The sequence below is a fragment of the Actinomadura fulvescens genome, assembly GCF_039533225.1.
Taxonomy (GTDB): Bacteria; Actinomycetota; Actinomycetes; order Streptosporangiales; family Streptosporangiaceae; genus Spirillospora; species Spirillospora fulvescens.
In genome coordinates, this window is sequence record NZ_BAAATD010000006.1 from 580799 (window position 1) to 602123 (window position 21325).

18 protein-coding genes and 1 pseudogene are annotated in these 21325 nt (G+C 70.6%); 3 read left to right on the forward strand and 16 right to left on the reverse strand.

Annotated features, from left to right (window positions below):
• Nucleotides 1-43: 43 nt before the first annotated feature.
• The 5 genes from ABD333_RS24985 to ABD333_RS25005 all read right to left on the reverse strand — a co-directional run bounded on the left by ABD333_RS24985 (nucleotide 44) and on the right by ABD333_RS25005 (nucleotide 5243).
• Nucleotides 44-634 carry a septal ring lytic transglycosylase RlpA family protein gene (locus tag ABD333_RS24985; RefSeq protein ID WP_344544659.1) on the reverse strand — a complete coding sequence of 197 codons (591 nt, stop codon included), beginning with the start codon at nucleotides 632-634 and terminating at the stop codon, nucleotides 44-46.
• A gap of 516 nt (nucleotides 635-1150) precedes the next feature.
• Nucleotides 1151-2365, reverse strand: coding sequence for a hypothetical protein (locus ABD333_RS24990; protein WP_344544661.1), 1215 nt, complete (start codon nucleotides 2363-2365; stop codon nucleotides 1151-1153).
• A 323-nt stretch (nucleotides 2366-2688) separates the two neighbouring features.
• On the reverse strand, nucleotides 2689-3798 hold the full coding sequence (locus ABD333_RS24995; protein ID WP_344544662.1) for a ferritin-like domain-containing protein: 1110 nt from the start codon (nucleotides 3796-3798) through the stop codon (nucleotides 2689-2691).
• 158 nt (nucleotides 3799-3956) lie between these two features.
• The gene (locus ABD333_RS25000; protein WP_344544663.1) at nucleotides 3957-4556 is read right to left on the reverse strand and encodes an LURP-one-related family protein; all 600 of its coding nucleotides are present in this window, start codon (nucleotides 4554-4556) and stop codon (nucleotides 3957-3959) included.
• 63 nt (nucleotides 4557-4619) lie between these two features.
• A complete protein-coding gene (locus tag ABD333_RS25005; RefSeq protein ID WP_344544664.1) occupies nucleotides 4620-5243 on the reverse strand; it encodes a TetR/AcrR family transcriptional regulator in 624 nt (207 codons plus the stop codon).
• A 133-nt stretch (nucleotides 5244-5376) separates the two neighbouring features.
• Between ABD333_RS25005 and ABD333_RS25010 the strand changes: the two genes are divergently transcribed.
• The gene (locus tag ABD333_RS25010; RefSeq protein ID WP_344544665.1) at nucleotides 5377-6711 is read left to right on the forward strand and encodes a GH1 family beta-glucosidase; all 1335 of its coding nucleotides are present in this window, start codon (nucleotides 5377-5379) and stop codon (nucleotides 6709-6711) included.
• A 33-nt stretch (nucleotides 6712-6744) separates the two neighbouring features.
• Here the strand turns inward: ABD333_RS25010 and ABD333_RS25015 are convergent, their stop codons facing one another.
• The 7 genes from ABD333_RS25015 to ABD333_RS25045 form a co-directional block, all read right to left on the reverse strand.
• Nucleotides 6745-7698, reverse strand: coding sequence for an LCP family protein (locus ABD333_RS25015; RefSeq protein WP_344544667.1), 954 nt, complete (start codon nucleotides 7696-7698; stop codon nucleotides 6745-6747).
• Between the two features lie 415 nt (nucleotides 7699-8113).
• Complete coding sequence (locus ABD333_RS25020) at nucleotides 8114-9913, reverse strand: SDR family oxidoreductase (RefSeq protein WP_344544669.1); 1800 nt, start codon at nucleotides 9911-9913, stop codon at nucleotides 8114-8116.
• Nucleotides 9914-10074: 161 nt separating this feature from the next.
• Nucleotides 10075-11175: a CapA family protein gene (locus ABD333_RS25025; protein ID WP_344544671.1), complete on the reverse strand. Its 1101-nt coding sequence runs from the start codon at nucleotides 11173-11175 to the stop codon at nucleotides 10075-10077.
• Nucleotides 11176-11266: 91 nt separating this feature from the next.
• A complete protein-coding gene (locus tag ABD333_RS25030; RefSeq protein ID WP_344544673.1) occupies nucleotides 11267-12334 on the reverse strand; it encodes a CapA family protein in 1068 nt (355 codons plus the stop codon).
• 116 nt (nucleotides 12335-12450) lie between these two features.
• Nucleotides 12451-13494 carry an alpha/beta hydrolase gene (locus tag ABD333_RS25035; protein ID WP_344544674.1) on the reverse strand — a complete coding sequence of 348 codons (1044 nt, stop codon included), beginning with the start codon at nucleotides 13492-13494 and terminating at the stop codon, nucleotides 12451-12453.
• 251 nt (nucleotides 13495-13745) lie between these two features.
• Nucleotides 13746-14804, reverse strand: a complete 1059-nt coding sequence (locus tag ABD333_RS25040) for an SPFH domain-containing protein (protein WP_344544675.1) — start codon at nucleotides 14802-14804, stop codon at nucleotides 13746-13748.
• Nucleotides 14805-14814: 10 nt separating this feature from the next.
• A complete protein-coding gene (locus ABD333_RS25045; protein WP_344544677.1) occupies nucleotides 14815-15258 on the reverse strand; it encodes an NfeD family protein in 444 nt (147 codons plus the stop codon).
• A gap of 253 nt (nucleotides 15259-15511) precedes the next feature.
• On the opposite strand from ABD333_RS25045, the gene ABD333_RS25050 reads away from it, so the two are divergent.
• On the forward strand, nucleotides 15512-17722 hold the full coding sequence (locus tag ABD333_RS25050) for a molybdopterin oxidoreductase family protein (protein ID WP_344544678.1): 2211 nt from the start codon (nucleotides 15512-15514) through the stop codon (nucleotides 17720-17722).
• A 160-nt stretch (nucleotides 17723-17882) separates the two neighbouring features.
• Here ABD333_RS25050 and ABD333_RS25055 read toward each other — a convergent pair.
• Both ABD333_RS25055 and ABD333_RS25060 read right to left on the reverse strand, forming a co-directional pair.
• Nucleotides 17883-18155, reverse strand: a pseudogene (locus ABD333_RS25055) (leucine zipper domain-containing protein); the annotation flags it as partial.
• 137 nt (nucleotides 18156-18292) lie between these two features.
• Nucleotides 18293-18574, reverse strand: coding sequence for a hypothetical protein (locus tag ABD333_RS25060; RefSeq protein ID WP_344544679.1), 282 nt, complete (start codon nucleotides 18572-18574; stop codon nucleotides 18293-18295).
• Between the two features lie 279 nt (nucleotides 18575-18853).
• Between ABD333_RS25060 and ABD333_RS25065 the strand changes: the two genes are divergently transcribed.
• Entirely contained in the window at nucleotides 18854-19774 is a 921-nt protein-coding gene (locus tag ABD333_RS25065; protein WP_344544681.1) for a Rieske (2Fe-2S) protein, read from the forward strand.
• On the opposite strand, the gene ABD333_RS25070 is transcribed toward ABD333_RS25065, so the two are convergent.
• Nucleotides 19771-20004 carry a hypothetical protein gene (locus ABD333_RS25070; RefSeq protein ID WP_344544682.1) on the reverse strand — a complete coding sequence of 78 codons (234 nt, stop codon included), beginning with the start codon at nucleotides 20002-20004 and terminating at the stop codon, nucleotides 19771-19773. The genes ABD333_RS25065 and ABD333_RS25070 overlap by 4 nt on opposite strands.
• 82 nt (nucleotides 20005-20086) lie before the next feature.
• Complete coding sequence (locus ABD333_RS25075) at nucleotides 20087-20854, reverse strand: sulfite exporter TauE/SafE family protein (RefSeq protein WP_344544684.1); 768 nt, start codon at nucleotides 20852-20854, stop codon at nucleotides 20087-20089.
• Nucleotides 20855-21325: the final 471 nt, after the last annotated feature.

Consider the following 21325-nt stretch of genomic DNA (forward strand, 5'->3'; position numbering starts at 1 on the left):
CACGCATGGTCCAGGGTGCCCTGATCAGGCCGGAAGACGTCGCTCAGCGACGGGCCAGGACCTGGTAACGGACCGGGATGACGCCCGCTCCGGTGCCACCGACCTCGGCCATCGCGGCCTTGGACAGGTCCAGGCAGCGGCCGCCCACGTACGGTCCGCGGTCGTTGATGCGCACGACCACCGCCTTGCCGTTGTTCTTGTTGGTCACGCGGACCTTGGAACCCATCGGCAGGGTCTTGTGCGCGGCGGTGAGCTCGCTGGGATCGAACCGCTCACCGCTGGCCGTCGGCTGGCTCTCCCAGTAGTACGAGGCCTCGCAGGAGCCCGAGCCGATCACCTTGAACCGGGACTTCGCGGGCTTGGGCTTCGCCGACGGCCTGACGGTCTTGGGCTTCGGCGTGGGGGTGGCCTCCCGGGCGCCGCCTCGGCTGGCCCGGGTGGGGGTGGCCCGCGGGGGGTCCGCCTGAGGGGCGAACGACTGGGGCGCGGACTGGGCGGACCGGACGGGCTTCGGATCTCCACCGGCGGCGAAGGCGGCCCAGCCTCCTGCCGCGAGGACCGCCACGGCGACGCCGGAGGCGATCAGGATGGTGCGAAGACGGAATCGAGGACGAGGTTGCGCAGGGCTACCCACAGAGGAGTCCTTTGGTCGGGGACAGGGCCCCGGACGCCCGGCGTGTCGACTCACCGCCGTTACTCGCGGCCGTTCAGGCGCCTTCCGTCGGCAGGCCCGAATTCATCGCCGCCCGCGGGACGACCCTCCAGGGGAAACGACCCCGAGGGTTCCCGCCGCTGTGCGCTCTGATGGCGCTCCGCTTCATCGCGGTACTGGCGTCCGGCTGGTGCGGACCCCGCGAGCTCTCAGTTCGCTGCCCGGGTATCGCGCACAAGTCCCAGACCGTACGTTGCCTATCTCGCTAACTTGGCCAAAACTTGGCTCATTGTGGGGTTTGTCACGCCGTTTTTGTCACTCCGAAGTGAATCAGACACAGCGCGTCAAGAAAACCGAAGATCGTCTTTACTGGATCACGAAAAGCCGATCTCGGCACGATAACGACCGTCCGGCACACCGCCCCCGGGTACGCGAACGGGGCGCCCCGAGGGTGCCGTGAGCACCCCGGACGCCCCGTTCGCGTGCCGGAATCGACCGTCAGTGGTTGTCGAGGTCGACCGCCTCCTGCTGCGCGGAGCCGGGCTTGGAGGGGTTCGACCGGACGTTCGGAAGCTTCACCGCGTTGAGGGGCAGGCCTTGCAGCCCTGGCAGGCCCCCGAACAGGCCGCTCAGGCCTCCTTCGTCCGCTGCGGCGCCCTCGCCGGGAACACCGGACGAGGCCGGCCCACCGCTGGCGCCGGGCGCGGGCGGCGGCCCGTCTGCGGCGCGAGCGGACACCTCAGCCGGCACACCGCCGATCCGGCCGATCCTGGACGTCGGCCCGTTGAGCAGGCGCTGCGGGTCGCCGAGACCCGGGACGGCCGGAGCTCCCTGCGGAAGGGTGCCCGAGGTGGCACCGGTGACGGCGCCGAGGAGGTTCGTGACGGGATCGGACTGACCGTCACGCGCCCGCCGCGCGGACTGAAGACCGCCGGCCACCTTGCCCACGGGGAGGACGCCCGTGACGTCCCCGACCGGCACGCTCTTGGTGACGTCCCCGACCGGCACGCTCCTGGCGACGCCGCTGACCGGCAGGTCATGGGTGACCTCGCCGACGGGCAGCGTGCCGGCGACCTCGGTGGCCTCGGCGACGGTCTCCTTCAGCCGCAGGCAGCCGACGACGCCCGAGTCGCCGCCGGGACCCGCGAGCTTGGGAGCGCTGCCGACGCTCGCCGCGGCGTTGGTCGTGCCGCCGAGCGGCCCGCGGACCTGCTTGCTCAGCGCGATGCCCGTTCCGGGATCGGCGGACGCGGCCCGCTGCCCCGCCGACCGCGCACCGGCGACCTTGGACGCCAGCGCGCCCGCCGGCCCGTTCCTCACGATGCCGGTGGCGCCGCGGATCGGGCCGCCGCCGCCCTGGGCGCAGCCGGCGCCGGGGACCCTGAGCGCCTTCTCGCCGGGCCGGCCGGCGGTGCCCCGTGTGCCGCCCTTGGCATGGTGACCGCCTTGGGCGCCCTGGCCGCTCTGCGCGCCCTGACCGTTCGGCGCGGTCTTGCCGGCCGGGAGCGCGCCGTTCTTGCCGGAGGCGCCGAGTCCGGTCAGCGGCTCCAGGACGGGCGCCGCCTGCGGCGGTGCCACCTGGCCGACGGTGTTGTTGAGCAGCTGGGCGACCGGGCCTTCGTTCGCGTGGGCCGGAACGGACCCGATGCCCACCGCCACGGCCACCGGAGCGAGCACGGAGGCCCGCACCAGGTTTCTGGCAGATCGATTCATTCTTCCCCCCGGGATTCGACGTTGTGACCCTGCACGTGCGGGCGCGGCGGAAGCCGGTGATCCTTACCGGCTTCCGCCGCACCGTCGAGCGGGGACGTTAGTACAGGCCCGGTGGCCGCACCGTGAATTCTCGAAGGAATTGAGCCGCGCTATAAAAATCCGCGAGAATGGATCGACGCCATTCCGATCGGCCGACATGTCCCGACATGAATACCCACTCATGACTACGGCTTGGATCGTCGCCGACGCTGCGATTACCTGCGACGGCAAAGCGAGGTCGCCCCGAACCGACTCCGGGACGACCTCGCTTTTACCGAACCCAGTTATTCGGAAGTACCGCCCATGGCGATCGCCTCGTCGACCTCGTCCTTGCGGGCGGCGAGCTCCTGCGCGTGGCGCTCCTCGTCGACCTGCTCGGCGATCTCCTCGTCCTGGCGCATGAGCGCCTCCAGGTCGGCCTTGGCGTTGTCGAGCACGCCCATGTCCGCGTAGGCGGCCTGCACCTTGTCACCCCAGAGCCCGACGTCCTTCACACACGGGACGATCCGGCTGAAGAGCAGGGACTGGTAGAGCGACTGCATCTCGGAGTTGTCGACGTATTCCATGCACTTGTCGACGGGCATGTCGAGCTGCTCGAAGATCTCGCGGCCCTTGAAGCGGTCGCGCATCAGATAGCAGCCCTCGACGACGAACTCCTCGCGTTCGGCGCGTTCCTTCTCGGTGAGCTCGGCGTAGTAGTCCTTGAGCGCGAGCCGGCCGAACGCGACGTGCCGCGCCTCGTCCTGCATGACGTACGCGAGCAGCTGCTTGACCAGCGCGTTCGTCGACAGGTCCCGGTAGAGCCCGAACGCCGCGAGCGCCAGGCCCTCGATGAGGACCTGCATGCCGAGGTAGGGCAGGTCCCAGCGGGAGTCCTCCAGCGACTCCGCCAGCAGCCGCGCGAGGTCCTGGTTGATCGGGTAGTACATGCCGATCTTCTCGTGCACGAACTTCGTGTAGAGCTCGACGTGCCGCGCCTCGTCCATGGTCTGGGTGGCGGCGTAGAACTTGGAGTCGAGGTCGGGCACCGACTGGACGATCCGTGCGGAGACGTTCAGGGCGCCCTGCTCACCGTGCAGGAACTGGCTGAACAACCACGCGCCCTGGTGACGGCCGAACTCGTCGCGCTCCTTCTGCGTCATCCGGTCCCAGATCTCCGAACCGAGCAGCGGGTTGAAGTGCTCGGGCAGCCCGGCGACGTTGTCGGGGTCCACCTCGATGTCCCAGTCGATGCGCTTCTGCGCGTCCCACTGCTTGTCCTTGCCCTTCTGGTACAGGCTCAGCAGCCGGTCGCGGCCGTCGTCGTACTCCCAGGTGAAGCGGGCGTCTCCCGCCATCGGCACATTCCAGGTCTCCTGGGACACCGGGGTGACGTAGCGGTCGTAGGAACTCACGTGTGAACCTCCTGCGGGCGCGCCGTGGACCTCCTCTGTGACCCGGCCCACCGCTTTACATCCCTTCGTAACATGTAAAGCCGTCGCCCACCAGACCCGAAAGTTCGGCGGAACGACGCCGGGACCGTCGAATGGGAGCCCCGCGCCGCCGCCCCGGGTCAGCGTGACTGGAGGGCGTCCAAGGCCACGGCCTGCGCGAGGACCAGGCGGCGGTCGAGCCTCGGGTCCTTGATGTCCACCACGTAGCGGTCCCGCAGTCCGAACTTCTTCTCCACGGAGAAGACCAGCTGCTCACCCGCGTAGAAGTCGAAGTGGTAGGGCCAGGCGAAGGGAATGTTGTTGGCGAACGGGATGAACTCCCAGACCCGCCGGACGATGGCGACGGTCTTGTTGCGTTCGCTGCCCGTGGCCACTCCGAGGCCGGGCTGCTCCAGATGCCAGGTCGAGCTCAGGAGCGACTTGGCGAAGTCCTTGCGGAAGTTGCCGATCGTCGGCCCGCCGGGGTCGGTGACGTCGTACGTCGCGCCCACGTCGATGACGCTGCGGGCCTTGAAACCGAGGATCGGCCGGGACTTGGAGTCATCGGAGTAGAGGGTCACCTGCTCCTTGAAGGCCAGCCGCTTCTGCTGCGCGAACGCGACCATCTCGCCCTCGGAGCCGTCCGGCGCCTCGGCGCGGACCTCGTACTGGTTGACCATCATCCGTACACGCTGGCGTACCAGGAAACGGCTCTGCGTCTGGAGCTTCTCGAGATCCATAGGGAGACGTCCTGTTCTGTTGTGCTTCGGGAGGAGTGTGGCGAGTGTGCCACATCTACCCGATCAGGTCTCCTCGATGTGGGCCGCCAGATAGCCGTGGATCAGGCGTTCCGCCTCGGCGAGGATCTCCGGGTCGCCGTCGGGGTTTCGGCGGAAGGCCATCTTGAGGACGGCGTCGGCGGCCTCGACGGAGATGGCCAGGGCACGGGCCAGCTCGGGCGTCTCGCTGACCGCGAAGTTGTCCACGATCATCTTGCGGAGCCGGTCGGCTACCACGGCGTTGTTGTCGGCGGCGGAGTCGAGCAGGTTGATGTCGGCCACGTCACCGAAGCGCAGCACCCGGAAGCCGGGCACCTTGCGGTGCATGTCCACGTAGATGTCGATGATCACGCCGACCGTGTCGGACCAGTTGGTGAAGGTGCCCTCGGCCAGTTGCCTGGAGACCCGCTGCCCGAAGAGCTCCAGGTTGCGCAGTGCCAGCGCCTGGGCGACCGCCCGTTTGTCGGGGAAGAACTGGTAGACCGAGCCGATCGCGACCTCCGCGCGCTGCGCGATCCGCGTCGTGGTGAGCCCGTCGTAGCCGTCCTCGTCGAGGATCTCGGCGCAGGCGTCGAGCATGCGCTGAACTCGTTCGGCGCTACGGCGCTGGGCGGGGCGGCGGCGCAGTGGGGTCCGGATCTCCGTCACCGTCCCATTGTCGCGCGTGGTGCCGGGCCTCGGGACCGGCACCTTCCGTAGGCGCACCGCGATGCCTTCCTATCCCCTCCGTACAGGCCCTAAAATCCGAGAGATATTCGTGTTTGGGCGCGAAAGGGATCACATGGGCTTTCCAGCGGGCTTCCAGTGGGGCGTCGCGACCGCCGCGTACCAGATCGAGGGAGCGGTCGACGAGGACGGCCGCGGACCCTCGACCTGGGACACCTTCGCCCACACCCCGGGGCGGGTGAAGGACGGCCACACCGGCGACGTCGCCTGCGACCACTACCACCGCTGGCCCGAAGACCTTGAGCTGATGGCCGGTCTCGGCATCGACTCCTACCGCTTCTCCGTCGCCTGGCCGCGCGTTCAGCCCGCCGGCAGCGGGGCCGTGAACGCCAAGGGCCTGGACTTCTACGAACGCCTCGTCGACGGCCTGCTGGAACGAGGCATCTCCCCGGCCGCCACGCTCTACCACTGGGACCTGCCGCAGCCACTGGAGGACGCCGGCGGCTGGATGAGCCGTGACACGGCCTACCGGTTCGCCGAGTACGCCTACCTCGTGGCCGAACGGCTCGGCGACCGCGTCGACAAGTGGATCACGCTCAACGAGCCGGTCGTGGTCATGGCCTACGGCTACGCCTTCGGGGTGTACGCGCCGGGTCAGGCGCTGATGCTGGACGCGCTCCCCACCGCCCACCACCAGCTGCTCGGCCACGGGCTCGCCGTCACCGCGCTGCGGGCACGCGGCGCGCGGCAGATCGGGATCACCAACCACTACTCCCCCGCGTGGCCCGCCGACCCGGCGAACGCCGCCGACCGGGCCGCCGCCGCGGCGTTCGACGCCCTTATGAACGGGCTGTTCACCGACCCCGTCCTGCGCGGCGCCTATCCCGACCTCGCCGGCCTCGGCGGCCCCGACCCGGCGGGATTCGTCAGGGACGAGGATCTGGCGGTCATCTCGGCGCCGATCGACTTCCTCGGCGTGAACTACTACCAGCCCACCCGGCTCGCCGCCCCGCCGCGCGACGGCGAGCTGCCGTTCGAGATGACCGAGATCGAGGGCCACGCCGTCACCGGCATGGGCTGGCCGATCGTGCCCGCCGCGCTCGGCGACCTGCTGCGCGGCCTGCGGGAACGGTACGGGGACCTGCTGCCGCCGATCTACATCACCGAGAACGGCTGCTCCTTCCCCGATGAGGTCGCCTCCGACGGCACCGTGGACGACGCGGCGCGGATCGCGTTCCTGGACGCCCACATCAAGGCCGTGCGCGACGCGGTCGACGACGGCGTGGACGTACGCGGCTACTACACCTGGTCGCTCATGGACAACTTCGAGTGGGCCGAGGGCTACGGCCCGCGGTTCGGCCTCGTCCATGTCGACTACGAGACCCTCAGGCGCACACCGAAGCGCTCGTACTCCTGGTACCGGGATCTGATCGCCGCGTCCCGCGCCTGAGGACCCGCGCCGCCGTGGCCGTCACCGTCACCGTCATTTCAGGCTGTCGAAGAGCCGCTGTGCCTGCGGCCGCGACCACTGGACGCGATTCTGGTCCCCGGGGTACGGCTCGACCGGCACGGTGACGAACTTCATCGTGGCGGGGTCGCCGGTGCTGCGGGCCAGGTCGTACATCGACCGCAGCCCCAGCCCCGGGTCGGTGGTGATCGACTTGGTGGCGGCCCGGAGGAACGCGTAGAGCTTGGCCGGGTTGGCCAGGTCCGCCTTCGCCTTCGTGGCCATGGCGCTCATGAGCTGCTGCTGGCGCTTGATCCGGGACAGGTCGGAGCCGTCGCCGACGGTGTAGCGGGCGCGGGCGTAGGCGAGGGCCTGCTCGCCGTCCAGGTGCTGCCGGCCGGCGGCCAGGCGGAGCCCGGACTTTGGGTCGTCGATGGCCTCGGGCACGGTGAGTTCCACCCCGCCGAGGGCGTCGACCATGTTCTTGAAGCCGCTGAAGTCGATCTGAAGGACGTGGTCGACCCGGACCCCGGTGGTCGCCTCGACGGTCTTCCACGCGCACGCCAGCCCGGCCTCGTTGAACGCCGAGTTGATCATCCCGGTCCGGGCCGGGAGCGCGATCCCGGCGGCGGTCTGGCACGCGGGCAGCCGCACCACCGAGTCGCGAGGCAGGCTGATCGCCCGCACGTTCCGGCCGTTCGCCGGCACATGGAAAAGGATCATGGTGTCGGTGCGGGCGCCGTCCGGCCTGCCGTACCGCGCGTTGGCCCCCGCGCGGCTGTCCGAGCCGACGACGAGGAGGTTCTCGGCCTTGGTGCGCTTGGGCGGCCGGTCGCCCAGGTCGTCGGCGCTCACATGCCGGATGTTGCCGTCCAGCCCGCTGTAGGCGGCGTAAGCGCCGGCCGTCCCCAGGCCGAGCAGGGCGACCACGATGCCGATCGACCAGCGCGCGCGCTTGGACGGCCCTCGCGGGGCCCGGTGCCTGCTCATCTGCCTACCTCCGGAAACCGAGTCGGTCCTCGTTGTGGCTCTCCCACTCCGAGGTACGTGTCGGCACCTCTTCACGGCTCAACCCGGCTTGACTGCTTGACCGCTTCACGGTTCAGCCCGGCTTGGCCGCGTCGAACGGGCGGCAGGTGGTCGCCGGGCAGCCGGCCGGCCCGCACACGACGAGGGGCCGTGCGGCATCTCGATCAGGGCTGCGAGGGAGAGTGAGGCCGCCGTGCCCCGGCCCCATCGGCCGGTCGCCGAGAGTGCTCCCGATGAACCCTCGGCGCCCGGCGATGGTGGGCTCGCGTACCTTCTAGACGTTCAACGGTGGTCCACGACGATCAGTTCCAGAGACCGGCCGTGATTTCACGCCGTTGCCGGGGCCGGTGCACCACCGGCCCCGGCGATGGCAGGGTCAGCCGCTCCCGGCTACCCGTCCCGTCCCGTCTTCCGGAACCTCCTCTTCGAGGCGCCGCCTGATCCGTTCGCCGGCGCGGCGTCCGAAGCGCGCCAGGGCACGCACGGCTCCCGGGGAGACCCGGGAGAGCGCCCGGCCCGCATGGGCCTCGACCGTGACCGGAACCACGGCGCGGTCGTGCCGAACGGCTCGCACGATGGCCTCCGCGACCCGTTCCGCCGAGTAGCCGCGGCGTTCGAACAGCCGCGCCGACTGCTCCCGCAGCCGCTCGGCGACCGCGGGATCCATGCCGACGAACCGCACATGGCGGTTCATCGGGGTGTTGATCATGCCGGGGCAGACGGCGGTCACGCCGATCCCCGCCGGCTCCAGCTCCACGCGCAGGCACTCGCTCAGCTGGAGCACGGCCGCCTTGGTCGTCGCGTAGGCGGGCATGCCCGCGCCCGGCCCGAACGCCGCCATCGACGCCAGGTTGACCAGGTGGCCGCCCTCACCGCGCTCGGCCATCTGCCGCCCGAACAACCGGCAGCCGCGGTACACGCCGTCCAGGTTGACCGAACGGATGTGCCCCCAGGCCTCCTCGTCGGTGTCCAGCAGTGCTCCGCCGATCCCGACGCCCGCGTTGTTGACGACCACGTCCGGCACCCCGAACGTCGCACGCACGTAGTCGGCGAACCGCTCCATCCCCTCGGCGTCGGCCACGTCGACCCGGTAGACATGGGCCTCGCCGCCCTTCGCCGCGATCTCGTCCGCCGTGTGCTTGGCCGCGCCCTCGTCGATGTCGGCGGCCACGACCCTCGCCCCGGCCCGCGCGAAGACCACCGCGGTGGCGCGGCCGATCCCGCTGCCGGCGCCGGTGACGACCACCAGCCGCCCGCCGAACTCCCGGCCCGGCTCGCCCGCCGCGCGGGCCCGCAGCAGGTCCGGTGTCTCCGGCCCGCCCTCGACGTGGTCGACGAACTCGGTGATCCACCGGGTCACCAGGTCCGGATGGCTGCGCGCCACCCAGTGCCCGGCCGGAACGCGCCGCACGTACGAGCGGCTCGCCCTGCCGCACGCCGACAGCAGCAGGTTCTGCATGACGTACCGGTCCCTGGTCGGCACGATCAGCTGGACCGGCACGTCCGTGCGGGCCTCGCCGTCGAGCGGGTTCCGCCGTCCCATGTTGGCGCGGTAGAGCCCCAGGCCGTTGAGTGCGTCGCGGTGCAGGGTCGGCGCCGGATGGCCGGGGCGCGGTTCGGCGCCCTCCAGCGCCCGCATGCCCCGTTCGAACACCAGGGGCAGGGACCGCGCGAGCAGCTCACCCGTTCGCGGGGCCATCAGCAGCGGCATGTACGCGCTGCGGCGGGCCTGTCCCAGCACCTCCATGACACCGCGAGGCCCCGTCCTGGCCGTCTCCCGCGCCCACTGCCGCGCGTGCTGCCGTGCCGGACCCGAGATGGAGGTGAACGAGGCGATCCGGCCGGCGAGGCGCTCACCGGTCACCGCCTCCCAGCCCTGGATCGAGCCCCAGTCGTGCCCGACCAGATGCACCGGCCCGTCGGCACCGGTCGCGTCGAGCACCGCCGCGAGATCGTCCATGAGCACGTCCAGCCCATAGTCGAGCGGGTCCTCGGGAGTGGTGGAGGCACCGGCCCCGCGGACGTCGTAGGCGATCACGCGGAACCGGGCCGCGAGCCGTTCGGCCACCTCGTCCCACACCGCGCTGGTGTCGGGATACCCGTGGATCAGGACCACGGCCGGTCCTTGCTCCGCTCCCCGTTCCCGTACCGCCAGCTCGACTTCGCCCGATCTCACGCGGTGATCCCGCATCCCGCACCTCCGCGGCTGAGGGTGCCCTTTGCCTGCGAACGTACGCCCCTCAGACGAGCTGTCCAGAGCACGAACCGGGGGTGCGTGCCGGGGAGGAACCGTTCACGGTGCGTCCTCAGGCCAGATCATCAGCCGGGTCACGGGCCCTACGGGGTCGCGGTGAGGCCGGCGCAGGAGCGCAGGCCGTTCCAGCGCTTGACCTCGGCGGTCGCGGCGGCGCCGCGCAGCGGGATCGGCAGGCCCGCGGAGATGCGGGCGGGCTTCCACCGGGCGGCCGAGACCTTGCCGTCCTGGAGCTTGAGCTGGAGGACACCGGAGCTGGCGGTCTGGCCCCTGGCCGAGGAGAACACGAAGTTGCCCAGCCCGTAGTGCACGTACTTGCCCTTGAGGTAGCCACCGCCGAGCGGGATGTGCGCGTGGCCGCCGACGACGACATCGGCACCGGCAGCGATGAGCTGCTTGGCGAGGTCCTGCTGGCGTGGCAGCGGGCAGGCCTTGAGCTCCTGCCCCCAGTGGAGGTGAACGATGACGTAGTCGGAGCCTTGGCGTGCCGCACGTACCGCCTTGACCATGCGAGGCACGTCCTTGGCCGAGGCGAGGCCACCCTTGGCGTCGGTCGCGGTCCAGGCCTGGATCAGGTGATCGTCGAGCACCTGCGTGGCGCCGACGATCGCGAGCCGGTTGCCCTTCACCGTCACCCGGTGGGCCCGGTAGGCCTCGGCGGCGTTCCTGCCGATGCCCACGGTCGGGAAGCCGGTCTTGCGGATCGCCTTGAGCGAGTCGCGCAGCCCGGACTCCATGAAGTCCATGCCGTGGTTGTTGGCCATCGAGGTCACGTCCACTCCGGCCGCGCGCAGGGCCGCGAACGCCGACGCGGGCGCGCGGAACGCGAACTCCTTGCCCGGCGCCGGGGTGCCGCCGGTCGTGATGGCGGTCTCCAGGTTGACCATGGCGAGGTCGGCCGCGCGGAGCGTCTTGGCGATCGGGCCGAGGGCCGTGGCGGGGTTGGCCAGCCGGGCGCGGAGGTTGTCCTCGAAGTGGGTGTCGCCGCCGAACGCGATGATGATCGGCTGCTTGACCGCGGCGGCCGGGTTGGGCGCCGGGGACCGTCCGGTGGCGGGTGCCCCGGACTTGGCCGGGCCGGTGTCGCCCTCGGCCTCGGCCTTGCCGGACCCACTGCTGCACGCGGCCGCCGCCAGGGACAACACCCCGGCCACGGCGGTCATCGCCATCGCGTTCCTGCGCATCGGCCCCTCGTCTGTTCGATCGGCTCGGCCAAGCATGCCATGGGGCGCCGACCGCTCCGGCGGACGCTCCGGCGGACGCTCCGGCAGGCGCTCAGGCAGGTCGGGCCTTGACGTCGGCGCAGCTTCGGAGCCCCTCCCACTGTGCCTGGGCTTGCTGGGCGGACGTTCCGGTCAGCGGCTGCGGGATGCCACCGGAGATCACGGCCGGCGCCCAGTCGGCCTTGGTGACCCGGGTGGTCTTCGCTCGGGGATCGAGCGTGAGGGTCAGGACCCCGCTCTGGGCCGTCGGGCCGTTGGAGTTGTAGAACACGAAGTTACCGAGCCCGTAGTGAACGTACTTGCCTTTCAGGTATCCGCCGGCCTGCAGTACGTGCGCGTGGCTGCCCACGATGGCGTCCGCGCCGGCGTCGGCCAGCTGGGCGGCGAGCTGGCGCTGCACCGGGGTGGCGCAGGAGTTACGTTCCTGTCCCCAGTGCAGGTTGACGATGACTACGTCGGCGTCCTCGCGGGCCTGCCGCACGGCCTGGACGAGGCGCGGCGCGTTCTTGGCCGAGGCGAGCCCGGCCTTGGTGTCGGTGGCGGTCCAGGCCTCGATCAGGTTGTCGTCGAGCACCTGCGTGGCACCGATGATCGCGACCCGGCTGCCCTTGACCGTGATCGTGTGCGGCCGGTACGCCTCGGCCGCGTTCCGCCCGATGCCCACGACCGGGAACTCGGCCTGCTTGCTCGCGGCCAGGGAGTCCCGCAACCCGGTGTCGCCGTAGTCCATGCCGTGGTTGTTGGCCATCGTGACCACGTCCAGGCCCGCGGACTTGAGCGCCCGGAAGACGGTCGGCGGAGCACGGAACGTGTAGTCCTTGGGGGCGGGCGTCCCTCCCGTGGTGATCGCCGTCTCCAGGTTGACCATGGCCAGGTCCGCCGCGCGGAACCGGGCCGCGATGGGCCCGAACGCGGTGTCAGGCGCGGAGGCGAGCCTGGTGGCGAGCTCCCCCTCGAAGTGCACGTCCCCACCGAAGGCGATGGTGAACGGGTGGTCGCCGCCGGCACGTCCGTTCCCGTCGGCGGCCGCGTTCAGCAGCCCGCAACCGCTCACCGCCGCGCCGAGCGCCAGCAACGCTCCGACTGCGGCGAACCGCCCCGCCCCAAATCCGATCGGCATCGCGGTCTCCCCGGGTCTGCGCCGTTTGTCGCCTGCTTGGATGCCGCGGCACACGTCCGGGTTCGGGCCGGAATCGGGCCAGACTCGTGGCCCGCCCTACTTCTGGTCTCTGGAGCCTAGGAAACGCGCTTGGCGCCGATGGACTTCATCAGCAGCGGCCAGGACCGGTTCATCTCCAGGATCCAGTAGCCCCACTGATGCCACCCGTCCTTGTAGATGTGGGTGGTCACCGGGATCTTGAGCTGCCTGAGACGGGCGGCCAGCGAGACCGTGGTCGCTCCGGCGACCGCCTCGCTGATGCCGCCGACCAGCCGCGCCTTGACGAACTCCCATCCCACGAAGGGCGGGTCGAGCTTGCCGGGGTTGCCGGTCGTTCCGGCGGACAGGTAGATGCCGGTGCCGCGCAGGTTCTTGGCCAGGACGTACGGGTCGTGCCGCTGCCAGTTGCGGGGGTGCTTGTCAGGGTTACCCCAGATCCTGAACGGGTCCTGGCCGGGGTTGAAGATCAGCCCCTCCGCCATGAGGATCGCCGGAATCCCCGGCTTGGTGAGATGCACGATGCCGCTGTAGGACGCGGCGTACCGGAATAGCCCCCGATGACGCGCGGCGTACGTGATGGCGCCCTGGCCACCGGACGACAGCCCCATGGCGGCCCGCGCCGTACCCGCGCGGTAGTTCCGCTCCATGAGCTGGACGACCTCCTTGGTGTGGAAGGTCTCCCACTTGGGCGTCCCGCCCTTGCCGTAGTTGTACCAATCCGTGTAGGAGCCGTTCACGCCGCCTTCCGGCATCACGACCAGCGCGTTGTAGCGGGCGGCGAGCTTCTCGATGGCGGTGCTGCGGGTCCAGGAGAGGTAGTTGTCATTGCCGCCGTGGTAGGCGTATAGGACGGGCCAGCGCTTCTTGGACTTGCGCGACCATCCCTTAGGCGTGATGACGCGCATCTTTACCGACATGCGCAACGCGGGAGAACGCACGGTCGCGTCGAAGGTACGCGCGTCGATCCGCTTCTGAGCCGTGATGGCGGCTCCGGTGTCGGCTCTCCGGAGCGCTGGGGCGCTCGCGTGGGCCGGTGCCGCGAGCCCGCTCGCCACGGTCGTTCCGATGAGGGTCGTCGCCATGGCGGTCATGCGCATGCGGCGGCGGCGTTCACTCGCCATAGGTCCACTCCGATGTCCAGTCGCGCCGCGCCCGGCAGGCGTGCGCCTGCTCCCGCGCGCGGGTCCCCGCGACGCTAGCGGAGAAGATCATCGCGGCGACAGTACGCGCCGCGACACAATCGGGCATCAAAAATTGTGCAGCTCGTGACAAAAGTGAGCGAACAGGAACGGCCCGTCACGAAACCCCGTCATCAGCCCTTACCGGCGAGTGACTATTGGAATTTGCTCCAATTAAGTGGACGGCGCGGCGGTCATTTCCGTGCCGCTGCGGGCCATTCCTCCCCCGGCGGCAGTTCGTACGGAGGAGTCTCCCGTCCCAGTTGCTCAGGCGCGCTCGCAGAAGCGACGGCACGTTCGGCTTGCGGAGGTCCGGTACGGGAGTGGCGGGCAGAACGAACCGAGCCCTCCGCGCCCTCCGACGACGCCTCGGTCGAGCCGCCGAAAGCCTGGGAGACCGCCTGTAGTGCGGATGTCAGCTCGCTAGGGACCACCCAGAACGTGCTGCCCTTGCCTTGGGCGAGCTTCGGCAACGTCTGGAGATATTGGTAGGCGAGGAGCTTGGGGTCGGCGTCGTGGTCGTGGATCGAGGTGAAGACCCGTTCGATCGCCATGGCCTGGCCCTCGGACTCCAGGATCGCGGCCTGCTTGGCGCCTTCGGCCTGGAGGATCGCCGACTGCTTCTCCCCTTCCGCTGTGAGGATCTTCGACTGCCGGACCCCCTCGGCGGTGAGGATCGCGGCGCGCTTCTCCCGTTCGGCGCGCATCTGCTTCTCCATCGCGTCCTTGATGGACGGCGGCGGCTCGATCGCCTTGATCTCCACGCGGGTGACGCGGATGCCCCATTTGCCGGAGGCGTCGTCCAGCACGCCGCGCAGCGCCGTGTTGATGCGGTCGCGCGACGTGAGCGTGGCCTCCAGGTCCAGGGTGCCGATGACGTTGCGCAGCGTCGTCGCGGTGAGCTGCTCGATCGCCTGGATGTAGTCGACGATCTCGTAGTCCGCGGCCCGGGGGTCGGTCACCTGGAAGAACAGCACCGTGTCGATGTGGACGACCACGTTGTCCTCGGTGATGACGGGCTGCGCCTTGAACGAGACCACCTGCTCCCTCAGGTCGATCAGCGGCTTGACCCGGTCCACGAACGGGACGATGAAGCTGATCCCGGGCTGGAGGGTGCGGCTGTAGCGCCCGAGCCGCTCGACGTTGCGGGCCCGGGCCTGCGGGATGATCCAGACCGCTCGCATCACCGCGACGGCCAGCACGGTCAGACCGCCGACCAGCGCGATGACGAGGGCGATGGCGATGTCGGTCATGCGGACCTCCTCAGTCCGGCTGCGGCTCGGCCGGGTAGAGCAGCGCGGTGGCGCCTTCGATGGCCAGCACGTCCGCGACACTTCCCGCCGGGATGACCAGGTTCGGGTCGTACGGCCGCGCGGTCCACTCCTCGCCGCCGATGCGCGCGCGTCCGCCCGCGCGGCTGACCTCGGTGAGCGTGACCGCCTCGCGGCCGACCAGCGCGGCGGTCCCCGACAGCAGCGGCGGCGGCTGGCTGATGTGCCGCCGCGCGACCGGTCGCACGACCGCCAGCCCGGCCACCGAGGACGCCGCGAACACCACGAGCTGCAGGCCGACCGGCAGCCCGGCGGCGCCCGCCAGCCCGGCGACCAGCGCGGCCACGGCGAGGAGGCCGAGCGCGAGCGTCAGCGTCAGCAGTTCGGCGATCCCGAGCAGGGCGGCCACGATCAGCCAGGCGACCCACGCCTCCATGGCGTCTCCTTAGAGGCGGCCGGATGTCCTTATGGTCAAGGTAACTCCGGGAAAGTCCCTCGACCACACCCCTGATGCCGCGGTGTGGGCGGCGGTCGCGCCGGTTCGGGATTCTGGTCGGGACATACCGGGTTCCGGTCCGGGTTGTGGGTCCTGACCAGGCATGCCGCAACCGGTTTACCGGTGGGGTAATTGGCGCGTCGCAGGTGTCGCGCGTCATGATTGGTACGTTCCCGGCTACAAGGAGCATTCCATGAGCAGTACGGCCTATCGCACCTGTCCGCTCTGCGAGGCGCTCTGCGGCCTGGAACTGACCCTTGACGACGGCGGCAACGTCACCGGTGTCAGAGGCGACGAACGAGACCCGTTCAGCAAGGGGTACATCTGCCCCAAGGGCGCCACGCTGGGACGCCTCGACGGTGACCCGGACCGGCTGGCCGAGCCGCTGCTCCGCGGCCGCGAGACCGGCTGGGACGAGGCGTTCGAGACCGTACGCCGGGAGATCGGCAAGGTGGTCGAACGCCACGGCAAGGACGCGGTGGCCGTCTACATCGGCAATCCGACCGCGCACTCGATCGCGGGCCCGCTGTACGGCGGGGCCATCATCAAGGCACTCGGGACCCGCAACATCTACACCGCCAGCACGGCCGACCAGATGCCCAAGCACGTGAGCAGCGGGCACGTCTTCGGTGACCCGCTGGCCATCCCGGTGCCCGACCTCGACCGCACCGAGCATCTGCTCATGCTGGGCGCCAATCCCCTGGAGTCGAACGGCAGCCTCTGCTCGGCCCCGGACTTCCCGGGACGGCTGATGGCGATCTCCAAGCGCGGCGGCAAGGTGACGGTCGTCGATCCGCGGCACACCCGCACGGCCTCGCAGGCGGACGAGCACGTGTTCATCCGGCCCGGCACCGACGCGTACCTGCTCATCGCGCTCGTGCACACTCTGTTCGCCGAGGACCTCACCCGGTTCGACGGTCTCGCGGGGCGGATCAACGGGCTCGACGACCTGCGCGCGCTCGCCGTCGACTTCGCGCCCGAACGGGTCGCCCAGATCACGGGCATCGCGGCGGCCGACATCCGCAGGCTGGCCCGCGAACTCGCCGCGGCCGACCGCGCCGCCGTCTACGGGCGCATCGGCACCTGCACCCAGGCATACGGGACGCTCAACAGCTGGCTGGTCGACGCCCTGAACGTGCTCACCGGCAACCTGGACCGCGAAGGCGGCGCGATGTTCCCGCGCTCCGCGCACTCCCCGGTCTACCGCCGCAAGCGCCCGTTCACCACCGGCCGGTGGCGCAGCCGCGTCCGCAACCTGCCCGAGGTCAACGGCGAGCTACCGGTCGCCACGCTGGCCGACGAGATCGAGACCCCGGGCGAGGGCCAGATCCGCGCGCTGATCACCATCGGCGGCAACCCGGTGCTGTCGGCTCCGGGCGGCGCCCGGCTCGACCGCGCGTTCGCCGGGCTGGAGTTCATGGTGAGCGTCGACCCGTACCTGAACGAGACGACCCGGCACGCCGACGTCGTCCTCCCTCCGCCCCGGCCGACGCAGACGCCGCACTACGACCTGGCGCTGCTGGGCTTCACGGTCCGCGACTACGTCCGCTACTCGCCGCCCGCGCTCCCCCTCCCCGACGGCCGCCCCAGCGAGTCCGAGATCCTCGGCCGCCTCGCCGTCATCGCGTCCGGCATGGACGCCACCCCCGCCGCGCTGGACGAGATGGTCATCATGACCACCCTGCGGAAGGCGGTGGCCCTGGAGGAGTCGCCGGTCGCGGGCCGCGAGCCCGGCGAGCTGCGCACGATGCTCGACACCGCCACCACGACCACCGAGCAGCGCCTCGACATGATGGTGCGCCTCGGCCCGTACGGCGACGGCTTCGGCGCCGACCCGGGCGGCCTCACCCTCGCCCGCCTGCGTGACGAGCACCCCCACGGCCTCGACCTCGGCGCCCTCAAACCACGGCTCGACGAGGTCCTGTGCACCTCCTCCGGCCGGATCGAACTCTGCCCGCCCTCGTTCGCCGCCGACGCCGCCCGCCTGCACGCGGCCCTCGACGTTCCCCCCAACGGCGAGCTCCTCCTGATCGGCCGCCGCCATCTGCGTTCCAACAACAGCTGGCTGCACAACGTCCCCGAACTGGTGCGCGGCTCCAACAACTGCACGCTGCAGCTCAACCCCGCCGACGCGGCCCGCCTGGGCGTCCAGGCCGGCGACCTCGTCCGCGTGACCTCCCGCTCCGGCACCGTCGAGGCGGTCGCCGAGCCCACCTCCGCCGTCATGGCGGGCGTGGTGAGCCTCCCCCACGGCTGGGGCCACGACAGACCCGGCACCCGGACGACCGTCGCGAGCCGGAACGCCGGCGTCAACGTCAACGCCGTCACCGACGACCGAGAGATCGACCCCCTCTCGGGCACAGCGGTCTTCAACGGCGTCCCCGTGACCCTGGAACCCGTCTAACCCAAGCATCCCTGCCCAGGCCAAACACCTCGCCCGCAGCGAGACAGCCAATCCTCTGTGACGCGCTACACCCGACATCCGTGGCGCTCGCTGCGGGACGGCGACGGCCGAGCGTCCGCGGGCTGCTCGGTGCGGACGGCTCAGGCTGCGGGTAAGGCGGCAGGCCCAGGCGGGCGGCGATCCGAGCCGGGCCCAGCCGGTGGGTCATCCGCACCTTGACGATGCGCCGCTCGACCCGCGTCGGCGTGCGCGCCGGGCTGTGGTGCGGGCGGCTGGACCGATCGGCCATCCCCGCCGCCCCCAGCTGCCGGTACCGGCCGGCCCATCGCTGGGCCGTGGTGGGCGACACCTGGAATCGTTCGGCGGCCCGCCGCAGCGACCAGCCATCGTCAACGACGCACCGGGCCAACCGCAGCTGACCTGTCTCAGTCAACGGCGCGTACGGTGGGGCACCAGGACCTCCTGTGGCGTGTAGTGGCTGTGTGGTAGCTCCACACCACGCCAGGAGGTCCTGCCTATTTCAACCTCGTCCAGCCGTGTCGCTGTCACCAACGTCCATGGTCAGTAACCCTAGGGCCGATCGTCTGTGGGCGGGTTGATCTCGGCGCGGATGGCGGCGCGGAGCTCCTCGACGGTGTCGGCTTGAACGATCAGGCGGCGGCCGGCGCGCAGTTCCTCGATGGTGAGCGGATCGGCGGCGGTGCGAAAGCCCCACCAGCGGTCGGTGTCGCTGCGCCAAGCGCTCCAGCCGGGGAACTGCAGCTCGATGGCCTCGATGAAGGCCCGGAAGGGATCTTGGGTCTGCGCGTACTCCGGAGTCACGGCGGTCTCTGACGGCGGAGGGACGTCCATGAGGCTCGGCCTCGCCCAGGTCGCGGTGGGTTCGCTTTCACTGTAAGCGATTGCTTCGCCGGAGCTCTCCACGTTTGGGGCAGTTGGGCGGTACCGCTGGTTTAGGGCTTCTTACCCATTGGTAGGTACCAAGAGATGACGGGGGTTCTCTTGCCTCCTCGCGGCCCCTGACAGGTTCGCCCCGGGTGGCCCGAGGTGCCAGGCGGAGACTAATGTCGCATTACGCGTCCCATTTCGGCCGTCTCAATCGACGCCGGAATGCGCACCCGAGGAGGGACAGTGAACCGACGGGCGAGCAAGCTCTTCCGGCGCGGCGCCCGGCAGCCGACCAGACCGCATCCCGTGGACCTGGCCGAAGGCCTCGAACACGCCCGCGGTCTCGACCGGGCCATCCGCGCCATCTCGGGGGCCGTCCACCGCGTGCTGCACCCGGGGCCGGTCAAGGACGCGTTGCACGGGGTGCCCGGCGGCCATCCCGCCCACCCTCCGCTGACCGACCTCCCGATGGGCTGCTGGATCTCCGCCGGGGTGCTCGACCTGCTGCCCGGCACCGAACGTGCTTCCAAGACCCTCGTCGCCGCCGGCCTCGCGGGTGCCGTGCCGACGGCGCTCACCGGCCTGGCCGACTGGTCGGCCCTCCACAAGGAACAGCAACGGGTCGGCCTCGTGCACGCGATGGGAACGGCCGGCGCGAGCCTGCTTTACACCGCTTCCCTCGTCGCACGCCACCAAGGCCGCGACACAGCGGGCCGCGCGTTCGGCTACGCGGGCCTGACCGCGCTGCTCGCGGGCGGCTTTCTCGGCGGGCACCTGGCGTTCAGGCAGGGCGCCGGCGCCAGCCACGCGGACCAGGTGGCCCACCTGGTGCCGCTCGGCTGGCACGACCTGTGCCCGGCCTCGGAACTGCCCGACGGCTGGCCGGTCCACCGGCGCCTCGGCTACATCAGCCTGTTCGTGCTGCGCAGCGGCGACGACATCCACGTCCTCGCCGACCGCTGCAGCCACCTGGCGGGCCCGCTCCACCAAGGCCGCATCGTCACCGACGACAACGCCGACCCGTGCGTGGTGTGCCCCTGGCACGGCAGCACGTTCCGCGTCCGTGACGGCTCGGTCGTCCACGGCCCCGCGACCGGCCGCCAGCCGGCCTTCGAATCACGGGTGCTGGACGACGGCATGGTGCAGGTGCGCCCCGTTCCCTAGGTCTCCGGCTCGGCGTCGGAGTTGGGCTGCTCCACCAGCGCCAGCACCCGGCTCGCCATGAACCTCGCCGTCCGCACCGGGGTCCCGGTGCGGGTCACCTCGCTGACCTCCACCACGCCGCGCCGGTTGGTGACCTCGACGCGACGTCCCGCCCGGGTGGCGACGACCTCGTACGTCCGCGTGCCCTCGCCGCCCGCGTCGATCATGATCTCGACCCTGTCACCCTTCATCGTCCTGGTGGCCCCTCACCTCATCGAACATACATTCGACTTATACCCCGCCAGAGGCCGCCCGAACCCTCGAAACCGCTGGTCAGCGAAGCAAATTGACGATGGCCACGATCCCCACGACCACGATGACCCCACGCAGCACGAGGGGCGGAATCCGGCGTCCCACCTTGGCCCCCAGCATCCCGCCCACCGTCGACCCCAAGGCGATCAGCAACACCGCCGGCCAGTCGATCCGCGTGTCACTGAAGATCGACAGCCCGATGAACAACAGCGCCGCCGACCCGTTGACCACACCCGACAGGACGTTCTTCGCCGCGTTCACCCGCTGCAGCCCGTCGTCGAGCGCGATCCCGAGCATCGCGATCAGCACGATCCCCTGCGCGGCCCCGAAGTAGCCCCCGTACACGCCCGCGGCGAGGATGCCCACCCACAACCACGGCCCGCCATGCGGATGGTGGTGCTCCCGCCGCGACAACAGCCAGGCCTGCAACCGTGGCTGCACGACCACCAGCACCAGCGCGATCACGATCAGCGCCGGCACAATGATCTTGAACGCCTCGTCGGGCAGGCCCAGCAGCAGCGCCCCGCCGATCAGCGCGCCGAGGAACGAGGCGCTGCCCAGCCGCAGCAGCCGCTCACGCTGCCCCTTGAGCTCCCGCCGGTAGCCGTACGCCCCCGTCACCGACCCGGGCACCAGCCCGATGTTGTTGGAGACATTGGCCACCACCGGCGGATAGCCGAGCGCCACGAGGGTCGGGAACGTGATCAGGGAGCCGGAGCCGACGATCGTGTTGATCCCCCCCGCGGCCACACCGGCCGCGAAAACAGCGACCCCGTCCAGCACGTTCACACCGACCCACCCACCTGTGCGACACCGTCAAGGCCTCCCGATCGTAGGAGTGCCCAGCTCACACCCCGTCACCGGGTGCGTGATGCTACCGCGCAAACACAAGCAATCACCCGCAGTAACAACCAAAGCCCAACATCGCAACCTCACCGCAACCCACAAAAGGCGCATGCACGACAACGCCCCAAACCAAGGCCACGCCATATCGCAGAGACACGCCACAGAACGACGATGCGCAACCCAGGACGCGGCGTAGCGCGCCACAGAACGACGGTGCGTCGCGCAGAACTCGGCGCCGCGCGGCGAATGACAGTGCGCGGTGCAGGACGGTGCGCGGCGCGGCGCAGGACGCGGCGCGGCGCAGGACGCGGCGCGGCGCAGGACGCGGCGCGGCGCAGGACGCGGCGCGGCGCAGGACGCGGCGCGGCGCAGGACGCGGCGCGGCGCAGGACGCGGCGCGGCGCAGGACGCGGC